17 protein-coding genes are annotated in these 17,098 nt (G+C 67.2%); 11 read left to right on the forward strand and 6 right to left on the reverse strand.

Going from position 1 to position 17,098, the window contains the following annotated elements; genetic code table 11:
• Positions 1 to 4: 4 nt before the first annotated feature.
• On the reverse strand, positions 5 to 964 hold the full coding sequence (locus A7V84_RS17825; protein ID WP_025513995.1) for a tripartite tricarboxylate transporter substrate binding protein: 960 nt from the start codon (positions 962 to 964) through the stop codon (positions 5 to 7).
• 204 nt (positions 965 to 1,168) lie between these two features.
• Here A7V84_RS17825 and A7V84_RS17830 point away from each other — a divergent pair, with 204 nt between their 5' ends.
• The 8 genes from A7V84_RS17830 to A7V84_RS17865 all read left to right on the forward strand — a co-directional run bounded on the left by A7V84_RS17830 (position 1,169) and on the right by A7V84_RS17865 (position 8,806).
• On the forward strand, positions 1,169 to 1,882 hold the full coding sequence (locus A7V84_RS17830) for an SDR family NAD(P)-dependent oxidoreductase (protein WP_063491731.1): 714 nt from the start codon (positions 1,169 to 1,171) through the stop codon (positions 1,880 to 1,882).
• A 36-nt stretch (positions 1,883 to 1,918) separates the two neighbouring features.
• Positions 1,919 to 2,956 carry a cyclase family protein gene (locus tag A7V84_RS17835; protein WP_025514000.1) on the forward strand — a complete coding sequence of 346 codons (1,038 nt, stop codon included), beginning with the start codon at positions 1,919 to 1,921 and terminating at the stop codon, positions 2,954 to 2,956.
• Positions 2,957 to 2,966: 10 nt separating this feature from the next.
• A complete protein-coding gene (locus A7V84_RS17840) occupies positions 2,967 to 4,541 on the forward strand; it encodes an AMP-binding protein (protein ID WP_025514001.1) in 1,575 nt (524 codons plus the stop codon).
• Positions 4,542 to 4,557: 16 nt separating this feature from the next.
• Positions 4,558 to 5,325, forward strand: a complete 768-nt coding sequence (locus A7V84_RS17845) for a GntR family transcriptional regulator (protein ID WP_025514003.1) — start codon at positions 4,558 to 4,560, stop codon at positions 5,323 to 5,325.
• Positions 5,326 to 5,512: 187 nt separating this feature from the next.
• Complete coding sequence (gene rimO, locus A7V84_RS17850) at positions 5,513 to 6,841, forward strand: 30S ribosomal protein S12 methylthiotransferase RimO (RefSeq protein WP_025514005.1); 1,329 nt, start codon at positions 5,513 to 5,515, stop codon at positions 6,839 to 6,841.
• A gap of 91 nt (positions 6,842 to 6,932) precedes the next feature.
• Complete coding sequence (locus A7V84_RS17855; protein ID WP_025514007.1) at positions 6,933 to 7,520, forward strand: LOG family protein; 588 nt, start codon at positions 6,933 to 6,935, stop codon at positions 7,518 to 7,520.
• Positions 7,517 to 8,164 carry an HAD hydrolase-like protein gene (locus tag A7V84_RS17860; protein ID WP_025514009.1) on the forward strand — a complete coding sequence of 216 codons (648 nt, stop codon included), beginning with the start codon at positions 7,517 to 7,519 and terminating at the stop codon, positions 8,162 to 8,164. The genes A7V84_RS17855 and A7V84_RS17860 overlap by 4 nt, the downstream gene beginning before the upstream one ends.
• 15 nt (positions 8,165 to 8,179) lie before the next feature.
• Complete coding sequence (locus A7V84_RS17865; protein ID WP_063491730.1) at positions 8,180 to 8,806, forward strand: pyridoxamine 5'-phosphate oxidase family protein; 627 nt, start codon at positions 8,180 to 8,182, stop codon at positions 8,804 to 8,806.
• A 13-nt stretch (positions 8,807 to 8,819) separates the two neighbouring features.
• Here A7V84_RS17865 and fmt read toward each other — a convergent pair whose 3' ends face one another.
• From fmt to kynU, 3 genes are all read right to left on the reverse strand, one after another.
• Entirely contained in the window at positions 8,820 to 9,758 is a 939-nt protein-coding gene (fmt, locus tag A7V84_RS17870; protein WP_025514013.1) for a methionyl-tRNA formyltransferase, read from the reverse strand.
• Positions 9,759 to 9,891: 133 nt separating this feature from the next.
• Positions 9,892 to 10,404 carry a peptide deformylase gene (gene def, locus A7V84_RS17875; RefSeq protein ID WP_033535137.1) on the reverse strand — a complete coding sequence of 171 codons (513 nt, stop codon included), beginning with the start codon at positions 10,402 to 10,404 and terminating at the stop codon, positions 9,892 to 9,894.
• A 105-nt stretch (positions 10,405 to 10,509) separates the two neighbouring features.
• Positions 10,510 to 11,760: a kynureninase gene (gene kynU / locus A7V84_RS17880; RefSeq protein ID WP_063491729.1), complete on the reverse strand. Its 1,251-nt coding sequence runs from the start codon at positions 11,758 to 11,760 to the stop codon at positions 10,510 to 10,512.
• A 139-nt stretch (positions 11,761 to 11,899) separates the two neighbouring features.
• On the opposite strand from kynU, the gene A7V84_RS17885 reads away from it, so the two are divergent.
• A complete protein-coding gene (locus A7V84_RS17885; protein ID WP_025514023.1) occupies positions 11,900 to 12,361 on the forward strand; it encodes an Lrp/AsnC family transcriptional regulator in 462 nt (153 codons plus the stop codon).
• 19 nt (positions 12,362 to 12,380) lie between these two features.
• On the opposite strand, the gene A7V84_RS17890 is transcribed toward A7V84_RS17885, so the two are convergent.
• Both A7V84_RS17890 and cstA read right to left on the reverse strand, forming a co-directional pair.
• A complete protein-coding gene (locus A7V84_RS17890) occupies positions 12,381 to 12,593 on the reverse strand; it encodes a YbdD/YjiX family protein (RefSeq protein ID WP_051348212.1) in 213 nt (70 codons plus the stop codon).
• A gap of 14 nt (positions 12,594 to 12,607) precedes the next feature.
• Positions 12,608 to 14,695, reverse strand: a complete 2,088-nt coding sequence (gene cstA, locus A7V84_RS17895; RefSeq protein ID WP_025514027.1) for a pyruvate/proton symporter CstA — start codon at positions 14,693 to 14,695, stop codon at positions 12,608 to 12,610.
• A 286-nt stretch (positions 14,696 to 14,981) separates the two neighbouring features.
• Here cstA and A7V84_RS17900 point away from each other — a divergent pair, with 286 nt between their 5' ends.
• Together A7V84_RS17900 and A7V84_RS17905 are read left to right on the forward strand one after the other, a co-directional pair.
• Positions 14,982 to 16,349 carry a cache domain-containing protein gene (locus tag A7V84_RS17900; protein ID WP_033535138.1) on the forward strand — a complete coding sequence of 456 codons (1,368 nt, stop codon included), beginning with the start codon at positions 14,982 to 14,984 and terminating at the stop codon, positions 16,347 to 16,349.
• A gap of 42 nt (positions 16,350 to 16,391) precedes the next feature.
• Complete coding sequence (locus A7V84_RS17905; protein ID WP_033535139.1) at positions 16,392 to 17,027, forward strand: response regulator; 636 nt, start codon at positions 16,392 to 16,394, stop codon at positions 17,025 to 17,027.
• The last annotated feature ends 71 nt before the right edge of the window (positions 17,028 to 17,098 follow it).

Consider the following 17,098-nt stretch of genomic DNA (forward strand, 5'->3'; position numbering starts at 1 on the left):
CTTCTCACTCCTTGACGGCAAACTGTTGCAATAACGGGGTCCAGCTGCGCAGCGTGTCATCCAGATAGCGGCCGAAGGCGGCCGCATCACGGAAATCCACTTTCAGGCCGAACTGATCGGCGCACTGGGCAAAAGCCGGTGTGCGGGCGGCGGCCTCGAACGCATCCTGCAGCGTCTTGACCACGGCAGCGTCCATGCCGGCCGGCCCGACGATGCCCAGCAGGCTGGGCGCCACCAGGTCATAGCCCTGCGCCTGCAGGGTCGGTGCGTCGAAACCCCTCATGGGACCATCGGTATAGACCGCCAGCAGCCGCAGCCGGCCATCGCGCACATACGGCACCCATTCAGCGGTCTGCGCCATGAAATCGACATCGCCACGCATCAGGGCCGACACCGTCTCCGGCCCGCTCTTGTAGGGCACGTGCACCCACTGCGCGCCGATGGCCTGGGCCATCCGTTCGGTGGTCAGGTGCTGGGGCGTGCCGACGCCCGCGGTGCTGTAACTCATCGGCGCCTTGCCCGCCTTGGCGGCCGCGACCAGGTCGGCCAGGGTCTTGTGCGGCGAGTCCGCGCGCACCAGCAGGCCCACCTGATATTGCGCCACCAGGGCGATGGGAGTGAGGTCGCGGCGCACGTCGTACTTGTTGCCCGGGTTCAGCACCTGATTGAGCACGCCCCCGGTGGACAGGGAGCCGATGGTGTAGCCGTCCGGGCGCTGGCGTTGGATGTAGGTCACCGACAGCGAGGATCCGGCCCCCGGCTTGTTCTCGACGATCATGGGCTGGCCCAGGCGCTGCGCGACATCCTGCGCCAGGATGCGGTTGCAGACATCGGTGCCGCCGCCGGCGCCGTAGCCCACCACCAGGCTCACCGGATTGACGGGATAGTCGGCGGCGCCGGCATGGGCCGCGGCCAGGCACAGGCAGGCGCAGGCCGCCAGCCTCGGGATGAAAGGGTGTGTCATGTCGATCTGTCTCCGTGGAATGCCGCACGGCCTTTGGCCGGCTGTTTTTGTAGCGGCCGGGACCCACCCCGGACCGGCTTTATTTTGCCCGGCTAATAGATCATATATATAGATGTTTGTACTAATGGTCTGGATGGAGGGCGTTGTTTACGCTGCGGGTATTCATCCGGAACCGTTCCGCCAAGGCGGCAGGAGACCCATGGCATGACCCCCAAACGCGTCCTCGTCACCGGCGCCAGCAAAGGCATCGGCAAAGCCATTTGTGAACGCCTGATCGCAGAGGGCTACGCCGTCACCGGCGTGGCCCGCACCCCTCCGGCCCAACGGCTCGCCGGCCTGGACTTCCATTCGCTGGATCTCAGCGACCGGGCCGCCGTGGAGGATTTCCTGGTGGCGCTGCGGCATGAAACGCCCTTCTACGGCCTGGTCAACAACGCCGGCATCGTGCCCATCGGCGCGCTGCCGGACGTCACGGCCGGCGACCTCTACCAGGCGGTCCAGCTCAACATCGAAGTCGCGATCCGCTTCACCCAGGCCCTGTCCGCCGGCATGCGCCAGCAAAAGCAGGGCCGCGTGCTGAACATCGCCTCGCGCGCGGCATTGGGCAAGCCCGAGCGCAGCATCTACAGCATGACCAAGGCCGGCCTGATCGGCATGACCCGCACATGGGCGCTGGAGCTGGCCGGCGCCGGCGTCACGGTCAACGCGATCGCACCCGGTCCGATCGAAACCGGCTTCTTTGCCGCCGCCAACGAGCCGGCCCGCCGCCAGGCGCTGCTCGACGGCATCCCCGTCGGCCGCATGGGCACGCCGGCCGACGTGGCCCACACCGTGGCCTATTTCATGGACGAGCGCTGTGGCTTTGTCACCGGACAGACTCATTTCGTCTGCGGCGGCCTGACCATCGGCGCGGCCTGATCGCAACCCACCTCCGCACAGAAGCAAAGGAAGCACATGAAGCGCTGGACGCATCGGCCGCAAGGCTCCAACTGGGGAGACTTCGGCGAACATGATCAACTGGGCCGGGTCAACCTGATCGGCCCGCAGCAGGTCCTCAAGGGCATACAGGAAGTCCGCCAGGGTCTGGTCTTCTGCCTGTCGCTGCCACTGGACCTGCCCGGCGGCATGGCGCTCAACCCGCGCCGCCAGCCGCCCCGCCTGAGCGGCACGCAACGCGATGGCGTGCCCTATATGAATTTCGCCATGGAGAATCTGGACCCTTCCTCCATCGACGTGCTCAGCGACGACCAGGTCGTGATGTCGCTGCAGTACTCCACCCAGTGGGATGCGCTGGCCCATGTCGGCGCCTACTTCGACACCGATGGCAGCGGCACGCCGCGCAAGGTCTACTACAACGGCTATCAGGCCGGCACGGATATCCTCGGACCCGACACGCCGGCCGACGCCGGCTGCTGCGGCGGCGGCCACGCCATGGGCGCGCTCAAGCTGGGCATCGAGCACCTCGCCGCCAAAGGCATGCAGGGCCGCGGCGTGCTGATCGACCTGGTGCGCCACTACGGCCGAAAGCGCCAGCTGATCGGCTATCGCGAGCTGATGGATGTGATGGAGAAGGACGGCGTGCAGGTCGAGCCGGGCGACATGCTGGTGCTGCGCACCGGCTTCGCCGAACTCATCATGGAGATGGCCGGCCAGCCGGACGCCGAACAGCTGCACCAGGCCTGCTGCGTGCTGGACGGCGCCGACGACGCGCTGCTGCAATGGATCACCGACAGCGGCATCGCGGCCATCTGTGCCGATAACTATGCCGTCGAGGCCTATCCGGCCCGCGAGCGCCCGGGGCGCAAATCGCTGCTGCCGCTGCACCATCACTGCCTGTTCAAGCTGGGGCTGCCCCTGGCCGAACTCTGGTACCTGAAAGACCTGGCGCAGGCCCTCGAGGCCGCCGGACGCCACCGCTTTCTGCTGACGGCCCCGCCGCTGCGCCTGCCCGGCGCGGTCGGCTCGCCCGTCACGCCCATCGCCACGCTGTAAGGAGACCGGCATGGACTTCACCACCTTGCTGCACCAGCATGCGCAGGCGCGCCCCGGCCATTGCGCCTTCCAGGACGCGGACCGGGCCCTGGACTACGCCGGGCTGCAGGCCGAGGTCGAACGGCTGGCCGGCCTGCTGCATGCGCAGGGCGCGCAGCGCGGCGAACGCCTGGCTCTGTGGATGCCGAACTGCATCGAATGGCTGGTCACCTTCCTGGCCTGCGCCCGCCTGGGCATCACGGTCGTGGCGGTCAACACCCGCTTTCGCGAACATGAGGTGGCCCAATTGCTCACGCGCGGCGAGTGCCGCTGGCTGGCCATGTGGCCGGCCTTCAAGGGCCTGCCCTTCGTGGACATCCTGAGCCGCCTGGACGCGGCCACCCTGGCCGGCCTGCGCGGCATCATCGGCGTCGGCGACAGCCAGGCGCTGCATGCGCTGACGTCGCTGCCGCCGGTGCTGGACTATGCCGCCGCCGCCCCCGCCGCCGCGCCCCGCCACGATGGCCGGCAAGACGGGGCGCTGGTGTACACGACCTCGGGCACCACCTCGGCCCCCAAGCTCGTGCTGCACCGCCAGGCCGGCCTGATCGGGCACGGGCGCATGGCTGCGGCGGCCTACGGCATCGACGCCGGCAGCGTGGTGCTGCTGGCCGCGCCGATGTGCGGCGCCTTCGGTTTTTCAACCTTGCTTTGCGGTCTGACCCAGGGGGCCACCCTGGTGTCGCTGCCGGTCTTCGAGGCCGCCGCCACTGCCGCGCAGATCCGCGACCACGGCGTGACCCATACTTTCGCCAACAACGAATTCATCGACCACCTGCTGCAGCAGGCCGGACCGACTCATCCGCCCTACCCCTCGCTGCGCTATGTGGGCTACGCCAGCTTCGCGCCCTCCATGGACGATCTGCCCGAGCGCGCCCGCGCAGCCGGCATTCCGATTGCCGGCCTGTATGGCTCCAGCGAACTGCAGGCCCTGGTGGCCGGCCAGCGCCTGGATGCCGACTGGGCGCAGCGGCGCCAGGCCGGCGGCACGCTGGCCGCGGCCCAGGCGCGTGTGCGCGCCATCGACCCGCAGACCGGCGCCGTCCTGCCGCATGGGGCCACCGGCCTGATCGAGATTCTTGCGCCCAGCCTCATGGCCGAGTACCTGAACGACCCCCAGGCCACCCGACAGGCCATCAGCGCCGATGGCTACTTCCGCACGGGCGACCTGGGCCAGACCGTCAATGAGCGCCAGTTCCTGTTTCAGGGCCGTGACGGCGATCAACTGCGCCTGGGCGGATTTCTCGTCTCGCCCCGGGAAATCGAACATTTCATCGAAGCCCTGCCCGGGGTCGCGGCCGTTCAGGTGGTAGGCGCCGAGCAGCACGGCAAGACCGTGCCGGTCGCCTTCGTGCGCCCGGCCGGCGGGCCGCTGGACGAGCAAGCTATCATTAGCGCCTGCCAGCGCGCCATGGCGAAGTTCAAGGTCCCGCGACGGGTCGTCTTCGTGGATGCGTTCCCCATGGTCCAGAGCGCCAACTCCAACAAGGTGCAAAAGCACGTATTGCGCCGGCAGGCCCAGGATCTCCTGGACCCGCCCGGATAACCTGACCACGACGTCTATGGCCGCCCGCCCCTCCTCCTTGCCGCAAGCCCACGCCTCCGAAGTCCTGTCGCGCAGCAAGCTTCCGCTTTACCTGCAGCTGGCAGCCGAGTTCCGGCGCAACATTGCCCAGGGCGTGTGGCAACCCGGCCAGCAGATCCCCTCGCTCGAAGCGCTGATGGAGCAGTATCGCGTGGCGCGCATGACGCTGCGCAATGCCATCGGCATTCTCGAGGAAGAAGGCTACATCCGGCGCGGACGCGGCATAGGCACCTTCGTGCGCAACAACATCCCCAGCGTGGCGGAGCTGCAGATCCCCTCCAACTGGGCCGAGACCGTGGCATTGAGCGACCTGCTGGGCACGGAAAGCCTCTATGACGGCAAACACGCCATCGCCGAACTGCCGGAGTTGGGCATGGCCTTCAGCGGACGCTTCGCCAAGGCCTACCGCCACCTGCGACGCCTGCACGTCAAGGACGGCGTGCCCTATTGCTTCAGCGAGGTCTACCTCGACGAGACGCTGTTCAAGCAGCACAAGGCCGCCTTTCTGAAAGCGGCCGCCGCCTCCGTGATCGCACGCATCCCCGGCCTGGAGATCCGCGAAGCCCGCCAGAAGATCACCATCGCCGACGCCGGCGTCGAATCCGCACGCGCGCTGGACCTGACCGTCGGCGACAGCGTGGCCGAGGTGCGCCGCTACGCCTGCGACGAACATTGCCTGATCTACTTCGCCCGCCTGGAATTTCCCACCAAGTTCGTGCGCCTGGAATTCGACCTCTGCCGCTGAGGCCGGCGCAGCGTCGGGCCGGCGGGACGTCTTGCGGCGGCGTGCGCGCCACGGTTTTGACCCCCGGCCGCACGCCACGCTGTGAGCCGCCCCGCCCGCACGGTAAAATCATCGCCAGCTTCGTTTCTCCGGGCGCTGCGTCGCCCCGCCCCTGCCCTGCATGGGCGACCTCCTGAAAAGCAAATCCATGAACGCTAAAGACCACACTCCGCGCGTGGGGTTCGTCTCACTCGGCTGCCCCAAGGCCCTGGTCGACTCCGAGCGCATCCTGACCCAGCTCCGCACCGAGGGCTATCAAGTCACGCCCGAGTACCACGACGCCGATGTGGTGGTCGTCAATACCTGTGGCTTCATCGACAGCGCCAAGGCCGAGTCGCTGGAGGCCATCGGCGAAGCCCTGGCCGAGAACGGCAAGGTCATCGTCACCGGCTGCATGGGGGTCGAGGAATCGGCCATCCGCCAGGTGCATCCCAGCGTGCTGGCCGTGACCGGGCCGCAGCAGTACGAGGAAGTGGTGCGCGCCGTGCACGGGGTAGCTCCCCCGCGCCAGGATCACAATCCCTACGTGGACCTGGTGCCGCCGCAAGGCGTGAAACTCACGCCGCGCCACTATGCCTACCTGAAGATTTCCGAGGGCTGCAATCACCGTTGCAGCTTCTGCATCATCCCCTCGATGCGCGGTGATCTGGTCAGCCGTCCGGTGGGCGATGTGCTCAACGAGGCCGAGCGCCTGGTGCGCGCCGGCGTGAAGGAACTGCTGGTGATCTCGCAGGACACCAGCGCCTATGGCGTGGACGTGAAGTACCGCAGCGGCTTCTGGAACGGCCGGCCGGTCAAGACCCGCATGACGGAACTGTGCGACGCGCTCTCCAGTCTGGGCGTATGGACCCGCCTGCACTATGTCTATCCCTACCCGCACGTCGACGAGGTCATCCCGCTGATGGCCGAGGGCAAGGTGCTGCCCTACCTGGACATCCCCTTCCAGCACGCCAGCCCGCGCATCCTCAAGGCCATGAAACGCCCGGCCTTCGAAGACAAGACGCTGGCGCGCATTCGCAAGTGGCGCGAGACCTGTCCGGACCTGACCATCCGCTCGACCTTCATCGTCGGCTTCCCCGGCGAAACCGAAGACGACTTCCAATACCTGCTGGACTGGATGAGCGAGGCGCAGCTCGATCGCGTGGGCTGTTTCCAGTATTCGCCGGTCGAAGGCGCGCCGGCCAACACCCTGGCGGACCCCGTGCCCGACGAGGTCAAGCAAGAGCGCTGGGAGCGCTTCATGGAGCACCAGCAGGCAATCTCCGCGCAGCGCCTGCAGGCGCGCGTGGGCCGCGAGATCGAGGTCTTGATCGATGAGGTCGACGAGGATGGCGCCGTGGGCCGCTCCAGCGCCGATGCTCCCGAGATCGACGGCTGTGTGTATGTCTCCAGCGAGCAGCCGCTCAAGCCGGGCGATCTGGTGCGCGCCCGCGTGACCGACGCCGACGAATACGATCTCTGGGCCGACCGTCTCTGAGACCCGGCCCGTGGCATGGGCGGCAATTGCGTAAACTAGGGTGGTCTAAACCCTGGTGCCGGCCTCTCGCCGGCGCCGCGCCTTTGCAGCCATGCCCCTGGAAAAAATCTGTGTCTATTGCGGCTCGAACAGCGGCCGCCAACCCGAATACCTCGAACAGGCCCGCGCCTTCGGCCGTGAACTGGTCAAGCGCGACATCGCCCTGGTCTACGGCGGCGCCGCCGTCGGCCTGATGGGCGCGGTCGCCGACGCGGTGCTGCAAGCCGGCGGCCGCGCCATCGGCATCATCCCCGAGCACCTCATCAACAAAGAACTGGCCCACAAGGGCCTGACCGAGTTGCACGTGGTGCAGACCATGCACGAGCGCAAGGCCATGATGGCCGAGCTGGCCGACGGTTTCGTGGCCCTGCCCGGCAGCGTCGGCACGCTTGAGGAAATCTTCGAGACGTGGACCTGGGCCCAGCTGGAGATGCACCGCAAACCCTGCGGCCTGCTCAACATCGCCGGCTACTACGATGCGCTGGCGACCTTCCTGGACCACACGGTGGCCGAGGCGTTCATGCGCCCGCAACACCGCGCCATGCTGGCCGTCGAGAGCGACCCTGCCGCGCTGCTGGACCGCTTCGCAAGCTACCAGCCGCCCACGGTGTCCAAGTGGATCGACCAGGCTGAACTGTGAACCCGACGCCCACCCCCCGCTACAGCCTGGCCGCTTTCGATTTCGACGGCACGCTGGCCGATTCGCTGCCCTGGCTGCGCTCGGTGCTGACAGAGGCCGCCGGCAAGTTCGGTTTTCGCGCCCCCGACGCCGAAGAAGTCGAGCAATTGCGCGGCCATGACGTCCTGCACATCCTCAAGCGGCTCGACATTTCCTTGTGGAAGGCCCCCGCCCTGCTGGCCTATATGCGCCAGGCGCAGGCCGCCGGCGGCATCGGGCTGTTCGACGGCATCGGCCACGCCCTGCAGACACTGCACCGCGGCGGCCTGCGCCTGGCGGTGCTCAGCTCCAACGCCGAAGCCAATGTGCGCGCCGCGCTCGGCCCCGCCCTGACGCCGCTGATCAGCGACTTCGCCTGCGGCACGGACATCTTCGGCAAGGCAGCCAAGATGGCGCACCTGCTGCGCCACAACGGGCTGCCCCCGCAGCAAGCCATCCTGATCGGCGACGAACTGCGCGACATCGACGCCGCACGCGAGGCTGGCGTGGCCAGTGGCGCGGTCGCCTGGGGCTACAACCGCGCCGATGCGCTGGCGGCCCGGCATCCCGATCTGCTGTTCAACCAGGTCAGTGACCTGGCCCCCTCCCTGCTCGCTCCCGCCTGACCTCAGGAACCCGCCATGACGCCCGATCCCCGCTACCGCATCACCGATGTCCAGGCCCTGGCCGAGCGCTATGGCGAGCCCGGCCAGGCCTCGCTCTCCAAAGAACTGGACTACCTTCATCCGCACTACCAGGCCTTCATCCAGGCCGCGCCCTTCGCGGTGCTGGCCACCAGCAGTGCCGAAGGGCTCGATGCCTCGCCGCGCGGCGACCCCGCCGGCTTCGTGGCGGTGCACGACGCGCACACCCTGATGCTGCCGGACCGGCGCGGCAACAACCGCATCGACAGCCTGCGCAACGTGCTGGAAGATCCTCGCGTGGCGCTCCTGTTCCTGATCCCGGGGGTGGGCGAGACGCTGCGCGTGAACGGCCGCGCCATCATCAGCGTGGATCCGCAGCTGCTGGAGCACTACGCCATGGATGGCAAGCCGGCACGCTCGGTCATGGTGGTGGCGGTGGAAAAGGTGTATTTCCAGTGCTCGCGCGCGGTGGTGCGCGCACGGCTCTGGGAGGCCGACAGCCAGATCCCGCGCTCGGCCCTGCCCAGCACCGGCCGCATGCTGGGTGATTTCAGCGCCGGCGAGATCGACGGCGCGGCCTACGACCGGGATCTGCCCGAACGCCTGGGCAAGACCCTCTACTGAGGCCGGGCCGCCCTCAGGGCTGCCAGCCGCGCACGAACACCTCGACCGGCTGGCGCTTGCCGCCGGCCTTCTGCAACTCCAGCAGGCGCAGCACGCCCTGGCCCACGGCGATGTCGACCCCTTGCGCGTCGGCGCGCAATACCGTGCCCGGCGCCGCGTCACTCGTCTGTTCGAGCGCCTGCGCCCGCCAGATCTTGACCGGCTCGGCCAGGCCCGGCAGGCGCACGCTGGCCCCCGGCACCGGATTGAAGGCGCGGATGCGCCGTTCCAGCACGGCCGCGCTTTCTTCCAGCGCAAGCAGCCCCTCGGCCTTCTCCAGCTTGGCGGCATAGGTCACGCCTTCGGCCGGCTGCTTGCGCGCCACCAGGCCGGGGCCCGCCAGGGCGTCCAGCGCCTCGACGATGGCGCGCGCGCCCACCTCGGCCAATGCGTCATGCAGCATGGCAGCATTGGTGTCGGCGCCGATAGGCACTTCGCGCTCCAGCAGCATGTCACCGGTGTCCAGCCCCTCATCCATCTGCATGATGGTGACGCCGGTACGCGCATCCCCGGCCTCGATGGCGCGCTGAATGGGTGCGGCGCCGCGCCAGCGCGGCAGCAGGCTGGCGTGGATGTTCAGGCAGCCCAGGCGCGGCAGTTCCAGCGTCCAGCGCGGCAGGATCAGGCCATAGGCGGCCACCACCATCACGTCCGGCGCGGCGGCGAGCAACTGTTCGCGCGCCTGGGCGGCTTCGTCGGGATAGCGCCCGTCCAGGCGCAAGCTGCGCGGCTGGGCGACCGTCAGGCCGGCTTCCAGGGCAGCGGCCTTGACCGGGCTGGGTGTGAGCTTCAGGCCGCGGCCGGCCGGGCGGTCGGGCTGCGTCAGCACCAGCGCGATCTCGTGGCCGGCCTGGATCAGGGCCTGCAGGGCGTGGCGGGCGAACTCGGGCGTACCGGCGAAGACTAGGCGCATCGGGAATCTTCCAGAAAAGAGGCCGCCCGCGGCAAGCGGGCGTACCAAGGGCTGAATGCTATTGTGAAACCGCCGCCCGCCAAAGACAAAGCCCGCCGCAAAGTCGGCGGGCCGCTGGCACGGGCGCGGCGTGTCAGGCGCGCTGGGCTTCGCGCTCGGCTTTCCTGAGGCGGGTCTTGATGCGGTCCTGCTTGAGCATGGACAGGTACTCGACGAACACCTTGCCATCCAGGTGATCGATCTCGTGCTGCACGCACACAGCCAGCAGGCCGTCAGCTTCGAACTCGTAGGGCTGGCCCTGAGCGTCGAGCGCCTTGCAACGGATGCTGGCCGCGCGCTTGACCTCGTCGTAGATGCCCGGCACCGACAGACAGCCTTCTTCGTAGACTTTCTGGTCTTCGCTGCGCCAGGTGATTTCCGGGTTGATCAGCACACGCAGTTCGTTGCCCTCTTCGGAGACATCGATGACGATGACCCGCTCGTGCACATCGACCTGGGTGGCGGCCAGCCCCACCCCCGGCGCGTCGTACATGGTTTCGGCCATGTCCTGGACGAGCTGGCGGATGCGGTCATCCACGATCTGTACCGGCTTGGCCACTTTGTGCAGACGGGGATCGGGATAGCGGAGGATGGGAAGCAATGCCATGAAAAGTCGGTTTTGCGGAACAATAAGACGTTGATTGATATGTTAGTTCAACCAGATCGAGATTTCTAATCGTTTTCCGCTAAAGCGCCCATAGACCCTTTCGTTTCAGGTGACCTGCGCGCGCGCCAGGAACGCCGGACGATCCCACGCCCGGGTGTCCAGGACGTCGCGCAGAATCTCGACCGCATCCCAGACGTCGGCATAGCCGAGATAAAGCGGCGTGAGGCCGAAGCGCAGCACTTCCGGCTCGCGATAGTCGCCGATCAGCCCACGTGCAATCAGGGCCTGCATGACGGCGTAGCCCTGCGGGTGGCGCAGGCTCACGTGGCTGCCGCGCGCGGCATGATCCTCGGGCGTGATGAGCGTGAGAGGATGCGCGGCGCAGCGCGTGCGCACCAGCTCGATGAACAGGTCGCTCATGGCCAGCGACTTGCGCCGCACCTCGGCCATGTCGGCCTGCAACGCCACGTCCAGGCCGCACTCGACCATGGCCAGCGAAGTGATCGGCTGGGTGCCGCACAGGTAGCGGCGGATGCCCTGCGCCGGCGCATAGCGGTCCGACATGGCGAACGGCTGCGCATGGCTCCACCAGCCCGACAAGGGCTGCCAGAAGGCGTTCTGGTGCTGCCCGGCCACCCACAGAAAGGCCGGCGACCCCGGCCCGCCATTGAGATACTTGTAGGTGCAGCCGACAGCGAAGTCGGCGCCATCGGCCTGCAGGGCCAGCGGCACGGCGCCTGCGGCATGGGCCAGATCCCAGATGACGAGCGCACCTTGCGCATGCGCCATGGCCGACACGGCCGCCATGTCGTACATGGCGCCGCTGCGATAGTTGACGTGCGACAGCAGCAGCACCGCCACATCGTCGCCCAGCGCCTCCTGCAGCGGCAGGCTTTCATCGACCAAGCGCAGGCTGTAGCCCTGCTTGAGAAAGTCGATCATGCCTTCGATCATGTACAGAACGGTGGGAAAATTGTCGCGCTCGGAAACGATCACGCGGCGCTCGGGCGCCTGGCTGTCCTGGATGCGCAGGGCAGCGGCCAGCACCTTGAAGAGATTCAGCGAGGTGCTATCGGTAACCACCACATCGTCGCCCGGCACCCCCAGCAGCGGCGCCAGCTTGGCGCCCAGGCGCGCGGGCAGATCGAACCAGCCCGCCGTGTTCCAGCTGCGGATCAGGCCCTGGCCCCACTCCTGGCTGACGACCTCCTGCGCACGCGCCAGGGCGGCCACGGGCTGCGCCCCCAACGAATTGCCGTCCAGATAGAGCACGCCCTGGGGCAGCGCGAACTGGCTCTTCAGGTGGGCCAGCGGATCCTGGCGATCGGCGGCCAGGCAGTCGTCACGGGTTTTCATGGGTTCGGTCCAGGCAAGAAAGTATCGGACTATGCTAGCAGCGCGACCACTCGCCTGCATTGCAAATTCCCCATGACAGGCCCGGAGATTTGCATGAAGATGCGAATATAGAAGCCAATACTGAAGGAATCTGCGAAAAATGACGCTGGATGGGATTGACTGCCGGATCATCGCCCTCTTACAGAAAGAGGGCCGCATCAGTAACCAGCAACTGGCCGACCAGGTGGCGCTGTCGCCGTCGGCCTGCCTGCGGCGCCTGCGCGCGCTGGAAGAAAGCGGCGTGATCCTCGGCTACCAGGCCATTGTGGATCCGGCCTTGCTGGGGCAACGTTTCGAGGCCATCGTACAGGTATCGCTGGATCAGACCCAGCCCGGCTGGCATGAGTCCTTCATGGCGCAATTGCAGGTCTGGCCCGAGGTGCATGAAGCCAGCATCGTGACTGGCGCAAGCAACTACGTCCTGCAGGTCAAGACCGCCGACCTGGAGGCCTTCTCGAACTTCGTGGTGGACAAACTCAATCAGACGCCCGGGGTACGCGACATCTGCTCGCACATCGTGATGCGCAAGGTCAAGAGCCCGCTGCGCCCGGCGCGCGCGTGACGCGCCGGGCGCAGCCCGGTCAGCAGCAGGCGATGCGCTTGCCGCCGCCGTAACGGGCGTCCTGCCGCTCCCGGAAGAAAGCCTCGTAACTCATGGGCTCCTGGTCCGGGTGAGTGCGGCGCATGTGGTCGACGTAGTTCTGGTAGTCAGGCACGCCGACCATCAGCCTGAGCGTCTGGCCCAGGTAGCGGCCCGCCGTGCCGGCCGCCTGTCCCAAGTTGTTGAACAACATACGCGCCTCCTTGCTCAGCTGGCAGTGGCTGCGGCCGTTTCCGGCGGCAGCGGTTCATACGCGGTTTCCTGGGCGGTCGGCTGGGCATTGGCGCGGGCGCGCCGCACCGAACGGATGCCGAACACCACGATGCTGATCACGACGAACATGAAGATGCCGCACAGCGCCGCGTTGATGTAGTCATTGAACACCACGCGACCCATTTCCGCCAGCGATTTGGCCGGCGCCAGCACCGTGCCTTCGGCAATGGCGGCGTTGTACTTGGCCGCATGCGCCAGGAAGCTGACGCGGGGGTCGGCATCGAAGATCTTCTGCCAGCCGGCGGTCAGGGTGCACACCAGCAGCCAGATCGTGGGCAGGATGGTGACCCAGGCGTAGCGGTCGCGCTTCATCTTGAACAACACCACCGTCCCGAGCATGAGGGCCACGGCCGCCAGCATCTGGTTGGCGATGCCGAACAGCGGCCACAGCGTATTGATTCCGCCCAGCGGATCGACCACGCCCTGATGCAGGAAGTAGCCCCACGCCGCCACGCACAGCCCGGTGGCGATCAGGTTGGCCGGCAGCGATTCGGTGCGCTTGAGGGCCGGCACAAAGGTGCCCAGCAGATCCTGCAGCATGAAGCGCCCGGCACGCGTGCCGGCGTCCACCGCCGTCAGGATGAAGAGCGCCTCGAACAGGATGGCGAAGTGATACCAGAAGGCCATCATGGCCGGGCCGCCGAGTGCCTGATGCAGGATGTGCGCCATGCCCACGGCCAGGGTCGGCGCGCCGCCGGCGCGCGAAATGATGGTGTTCTCGCCGACGTCCTTGGCGGTCTGCACCAGATCGGCAGGCGTGATCACGAAGCCCCAGCTGGAGACCACCTGTGCGACCTGCTCGGGCGACGTGCCGATGACGGCCGCGGGGCTGTTCATGGCGTAGTAGATGCCCGGCTCGATCACGCAGGCGGCCACCAGCGCCATGATGGCCACGAAGGACTCCATCAGCATGCCGCCATAGCCGATATAGCGCGCCTGGGTTTCGTTTTCGATCAGCTTGGGCGTGGTGCCCGAGGAGATCAGCGCATGAAAGCCCGACACCGCGCCGCAGGCGATGGTGATGAACAGGAAGGGAAAGAGGTTGCCCGACCAGACCGGCCCGGAGCCATCCACGAACTGCGTGAGCGCCGGCATCTTGAGCTGGGGCGCCACGAACAGGATGCCGATGGCCAGGCCGACGATGGTGCCGATCTTCAGGAAGGTCGACAGGTAGTCGCGCGGCGCCAGCAGCAACCAAACCGGCAGCACGGCGGCCACGAAGCCATAGCCGATCAGGACCCAGGTCAGGCCCACGCCGTCGAAGTCGAAGTACGGCGCCCAGGTGGCGCTTTCGGCCACGTCCTGGCCGAAGACGATGGCGGCCATCAGGGCGACGAAGCCGATGATGGAGATCTCGCCGATGCGGCCCGGCCGGATATACCGCAGGTACACGCCCATGAACAGCGCGATCGGCACCGTGGCGGCAACCGTGAAGGTGCCCCAGGGCGAATGCGTCAGGGCCTTGACCACGATGAGGGCCAGCACCGCCAGGATGATGACCATGATCATGAAGGCGCCAAACAGCGCGATCACGCCCGGGATGGTGCCCAGCTCCTCGCGGACCAGCTCGCCCAGCGAGCGGCCGTCACGGCGCGTGGAGATGAACAGGATGGTGAAATCCTGCACCGCGCCGGCGAACACCACGCCGGCCAGGATCCACAGCATGCCCGGCAGGTAGCCCATCTGGGCGGCCAGCACGGGGCCGACCAGCGGGCCGGCGCCAGCAATGGCGGCAAAATGGTGGCCGAACAAGACGTGCTTGTTGGTCGGCACATAATCCAGGCCATCGTTGTACTTCCAGGCCGGCGTCATGCGCGTGCGATCGAGCATGAACACCTTGTCGGCGATGAAGCGGCTGTAATAGCGGTATGCGATCAGATAAACGCAGACCGCAGCGATGACCATCCACAATGCGTTGACGGTTTCCCCGCGGCTCAGTGCGACGGTGCCGAGCGCAAACGCGCCCAGAATCGCCACCCCCAGCCAGACCATATGCTGGCCCAGTCCCTTGCTGGTATGCATGAAAGGCTCCTCCAGCGGGCTTCAGCGGCTGTGTCATTGCCCGGAGGCGGCCAGCCTTCACCCGCGATTCGTGATGGGGCGGCTCATCCCGTCCCCTGCCCGGATAGGGCGGCCAATAGTATTGACATTGGGCGGACCGGGAACAAGCGCGCCACTACGCAGCCAGGGTACGTATTACTACGTAATTGCTACGTAGTCGCATCAGGCGGAATGCCCGAAGGCCAATGTCAATTTGGGCGAAAATGGCGCAAAACGCAATCCCCTTCCCCCGCCCGTTCCGCCCCCCATGAGACTCCGATCCAAGATCCTGCTGCTGGCTGTGGTGCCCTTCGTGGTGGCCGTGACCATCATCGCGCTGGGCATCGCCCTGCAGACGCTGGAGCTGGCCAAACGCCAGAAAGCCGTGCTGGCTGCCGCCTGGATGGAGACCAAGACCACCGAGCTGCGTCACTACGTGCGGCTGGCGCAAAGCGCGATTGCGCCGCTGTTGCGTTCGGCCGACACCCGGCAGGCCCAGGAACAGGCGCTGGCCCTGCTGGCGAATATGCAATTCGGGCACGACGGCTACTTCTTCGTTTTCAATCTGCAGGGCGTGAACCTCATGCATCCGCGCCAGCCGGCGCTGGTGGGACGCAGCCACTGGGAGATGCGCGACATCGAAGGCAACCCGGTGATCCAGAACCTGCTGTCCGTGGCGCAGGCCGGCGGCGCACAGGGCAGCGCCGTGCGCTATCTCTGGGAAAAACCCTCGACCCATGAAACCGTCGCCAAGCTGGGCTATGTGCAGGCCGTGCAGCCCTGGGGCTGGATGATCGGCACCGGCATCTACATCGACGATGTACAACAGGCCCTGCATCAGATCGACGAGCAGGTGCAGGCCAGCATCGCCGTCATGATCCGCTGGGTGGGCGGCATCGCCGCGCTGGGGCTGCTGGTCGTGGCCTTCGGCGGGTGGGCGCTCAACATCAGCGACCATCGCCAGGCCGAGGCCAAGCTGCGGCTGTTGGCGCGCCAGGTCGTGCGCAGCCAGGAGGACGAGCGCGCCCGGCTGTCGCGCGAGCTGCACGACGGGCTGAGCCAGTTGCTGATCTCGATCAAGCTGCAACTGGAAGCCGCCCGCAGCCGGCTGCGGGCCGCGCCAGCGGCCTCTCAGGCGCCGGTCGATCCGCTGCTCGAAGGCGCGTTGCAGCGCCTGGGAGGCGCGGTAGCCGAAGTGCGGCGACTATCGCATAATCTGCGGCCCTCGCTGCTGGACGACCTGGGCCTGCCGGCCGCGCTGGAGCACCTGACGCGCGAAACCTGGGAAACGCCCGAAGGAACACTGCAGGCAGTGTTGCGTATCGAGGGCAAGCCGCATCCGCTGCCCGACCACCAGGCCACGGCCCTTTTCCGCCTGGCCCAGGAGGCCCTGGCCAATGCGCTGCGCCACGCCCACGCCAGCCGGGTCGAGATGCGGCTGCGCTATCTGCCCGAGGCCACCGAGCTGATCATCGACGACAATGGCTGCGGCTTCGACCTGCGCGCCGTGCGCAAGGACCCGCAAGCCGGGATCGGCCTGCACAACATGACCGAACGCATGGTCACGCTGGGCGGCGAACTCGACATCCAGAGCAACGCCCAGGGCACCACGCTTTGCGCCCGCCTGCCCCGCTAACCCTGCCTGTCCCGTTTGTCAGCCCAAGCAAGGAACCCCATCATGCCCGCCCCTCCCGCCCGCGTCCTGCTGATCGATGACCACGCCCTGGTGCGCGATGGCCTCAAGCTGCATCTGGAGGCCGCAGCCGGCCTGAGCGTGGTCGGCGAGGCCGACAATGCCCAGGCCGCACTGCGCTGGCTGGCCGAATGCGGTCCGGCGCAGATGCCGCAGATCATCCTGCTCGATCTCTACATGCGCGGCATGGACGGCCTGGAGCTGGCCACGCAACTGCACGAACGCTACCCCGAAATCGCCGTGCTGATCCTGTCCATGCACGACAACGTCGAATACATGCTGCAGGCCGTGCGCGCCGGGGCGCGCGGCTATCTGCTCAAGGACGAGCCGGCCGAAGAAATCATCAATGCCATCGCCGCGGTGCAGGCCGGTCAGCGCTATTTCAGCGCAAGGGTATCCATGAAACTGGCCAACAGCTGCGCGCCGGTGTCGCTGCTCACCCAGCGCGAGCGCGAGATTCTGCGCCACATCGGCGCCGGCCTGGCCAACAAGCAGATCGCCCAGACGCTCGATCTCTCGGTGCGCACGGTCGAGACGCACCGGCAGAACCTCAAGCGCAAACTCGGCATCGAGGGTCAGGCCGAATTGATCAAGTTCGCCATCGAGCACCGGGTGCTCTGAGCACGCGCGCTCCAAACGCCGCGCTGCGGGCTGCTCGCGCGCCTGGCGCCTGCTACGCTTGGCCCCTGAAC

Source organism: Bordetella trematum (assembly GCF_900078335.1).
GTDB lineage: Bacteria > Pseudomonadota > Gammaproteobacteria > Burkholderiales > Burkholderiaceae_B > Bordetella > Bordetella trematum.

Bases quoted from the DNA above. Each gene is read 5' to 3' on its own strand.
- A7V84_RS17825 (WP_025513995.1), bottom strand. From the start codon at position 964: ATGACACACCCTTTCATCCCGAGGCTGGCGGCCTGCGCCTGCCTGTGC.
- A7V84_RS17830 (WP_063491731.1), top strand. From the start codon at position 1,169: ATGACCCCCAAACGCGTCCTCGTCACCGGCGCCAGCAAAGGCATCGGC.
- A7V84_RS17835 (WP_025514000.1), top strand. From the start codon at position 1,919: ATGAAGCGCTGGACGCATCGGCCGCAAGGCTCCAACTGGGGAGACTTC.
- A7V84_RS17840 (WP_025514001.1), top strand. From the start codon at position 2,967: ATGGACTTCACCACCTTGCTGCACCAGCATGCGCAGGCGCGCCCCGGC.
- A7V84_RS17845 (WP_025514003.1), top strand. From the start codon at position 4,558: ATGGCCGCCCGCCCCTCCTCCTTGCCGCAAGCCCACGCCTCCGAAGTC.
- rimO (WP_025514005.1), top strand. From the start codon at position 5,513: ATGAACGCTAAAGACCACACTCCGCGCGTGGGGTTCGTCTCACTCGGC.
- A7V84_RS17855 (WP_025514007.1), top strand. From the start codon at position 6,933: ATGCCCCTGGAAAAAATCTGTGTCTATTGCGGCTCGAACAGCGGCCGC.
- A7V84_RS17865 (WP_063491730.1), top strand. From the start codon at position 8,180: ATGACGCCCGATCCCCGCTACCGCATCACCGATGTCCAGGCCCTGGCC.
- fmt (WP_025514013.1), bottom strand. From the start codon at position 9,758: ATGCGCCTAGTCTTCGCCGGTACGCCCGAGTTCGCCCGCCACGCCCTG.
- def (WP_033535137.1), bottom strand. From the start codon at position 10,404: ATGGCATTGCTTCCCATCCTCCGCTATCCCGATCCCCGTCTGCACAAA.
- kynU (WP_063491729.1), bottom strand. From the start codon at position 11,760: ATGAAAACCCGTGACGACTGCCTGGCCGCCGATCGCCAGGATCCGCTG.
- A7V84_RS17885 (WP_025514023.1), top strand. From the start codon at position 11,900: ATGACGCTGGATGGGATTGACTGCCGGATCATCGCCCTCTTACAGAAA.
- A7V84_RS17890 (WP_051348212.1), bottom strand. From the start codon at position 12,593: ATGTTGTTCAACAACTTGGGACAGGCGGCCGGCACGGCGGGCCGCTAC.
- cstA (WP_025514027.1), bottom strand. From the start codon at position 14,695: ATGCATACCAGCAAGGGACTGGGCCAGCATATGGTCTGGCTGGGGGTG.
- A7V84_RS17900 (WP_033535138.1), top strand. From the start codon at position 14,982: ATGAGACTCCGATCCAAGATCCTGCTGCTGGCTGTGGTGCCCTTCGTG.
- A7V84_RS17905 (WP_033535139.1), top strand. From the start codon at position 16,392: ATGCCCGCCCCTCCCGCCCGCGTCCTGCTGATCGATGACCACGCCCTG.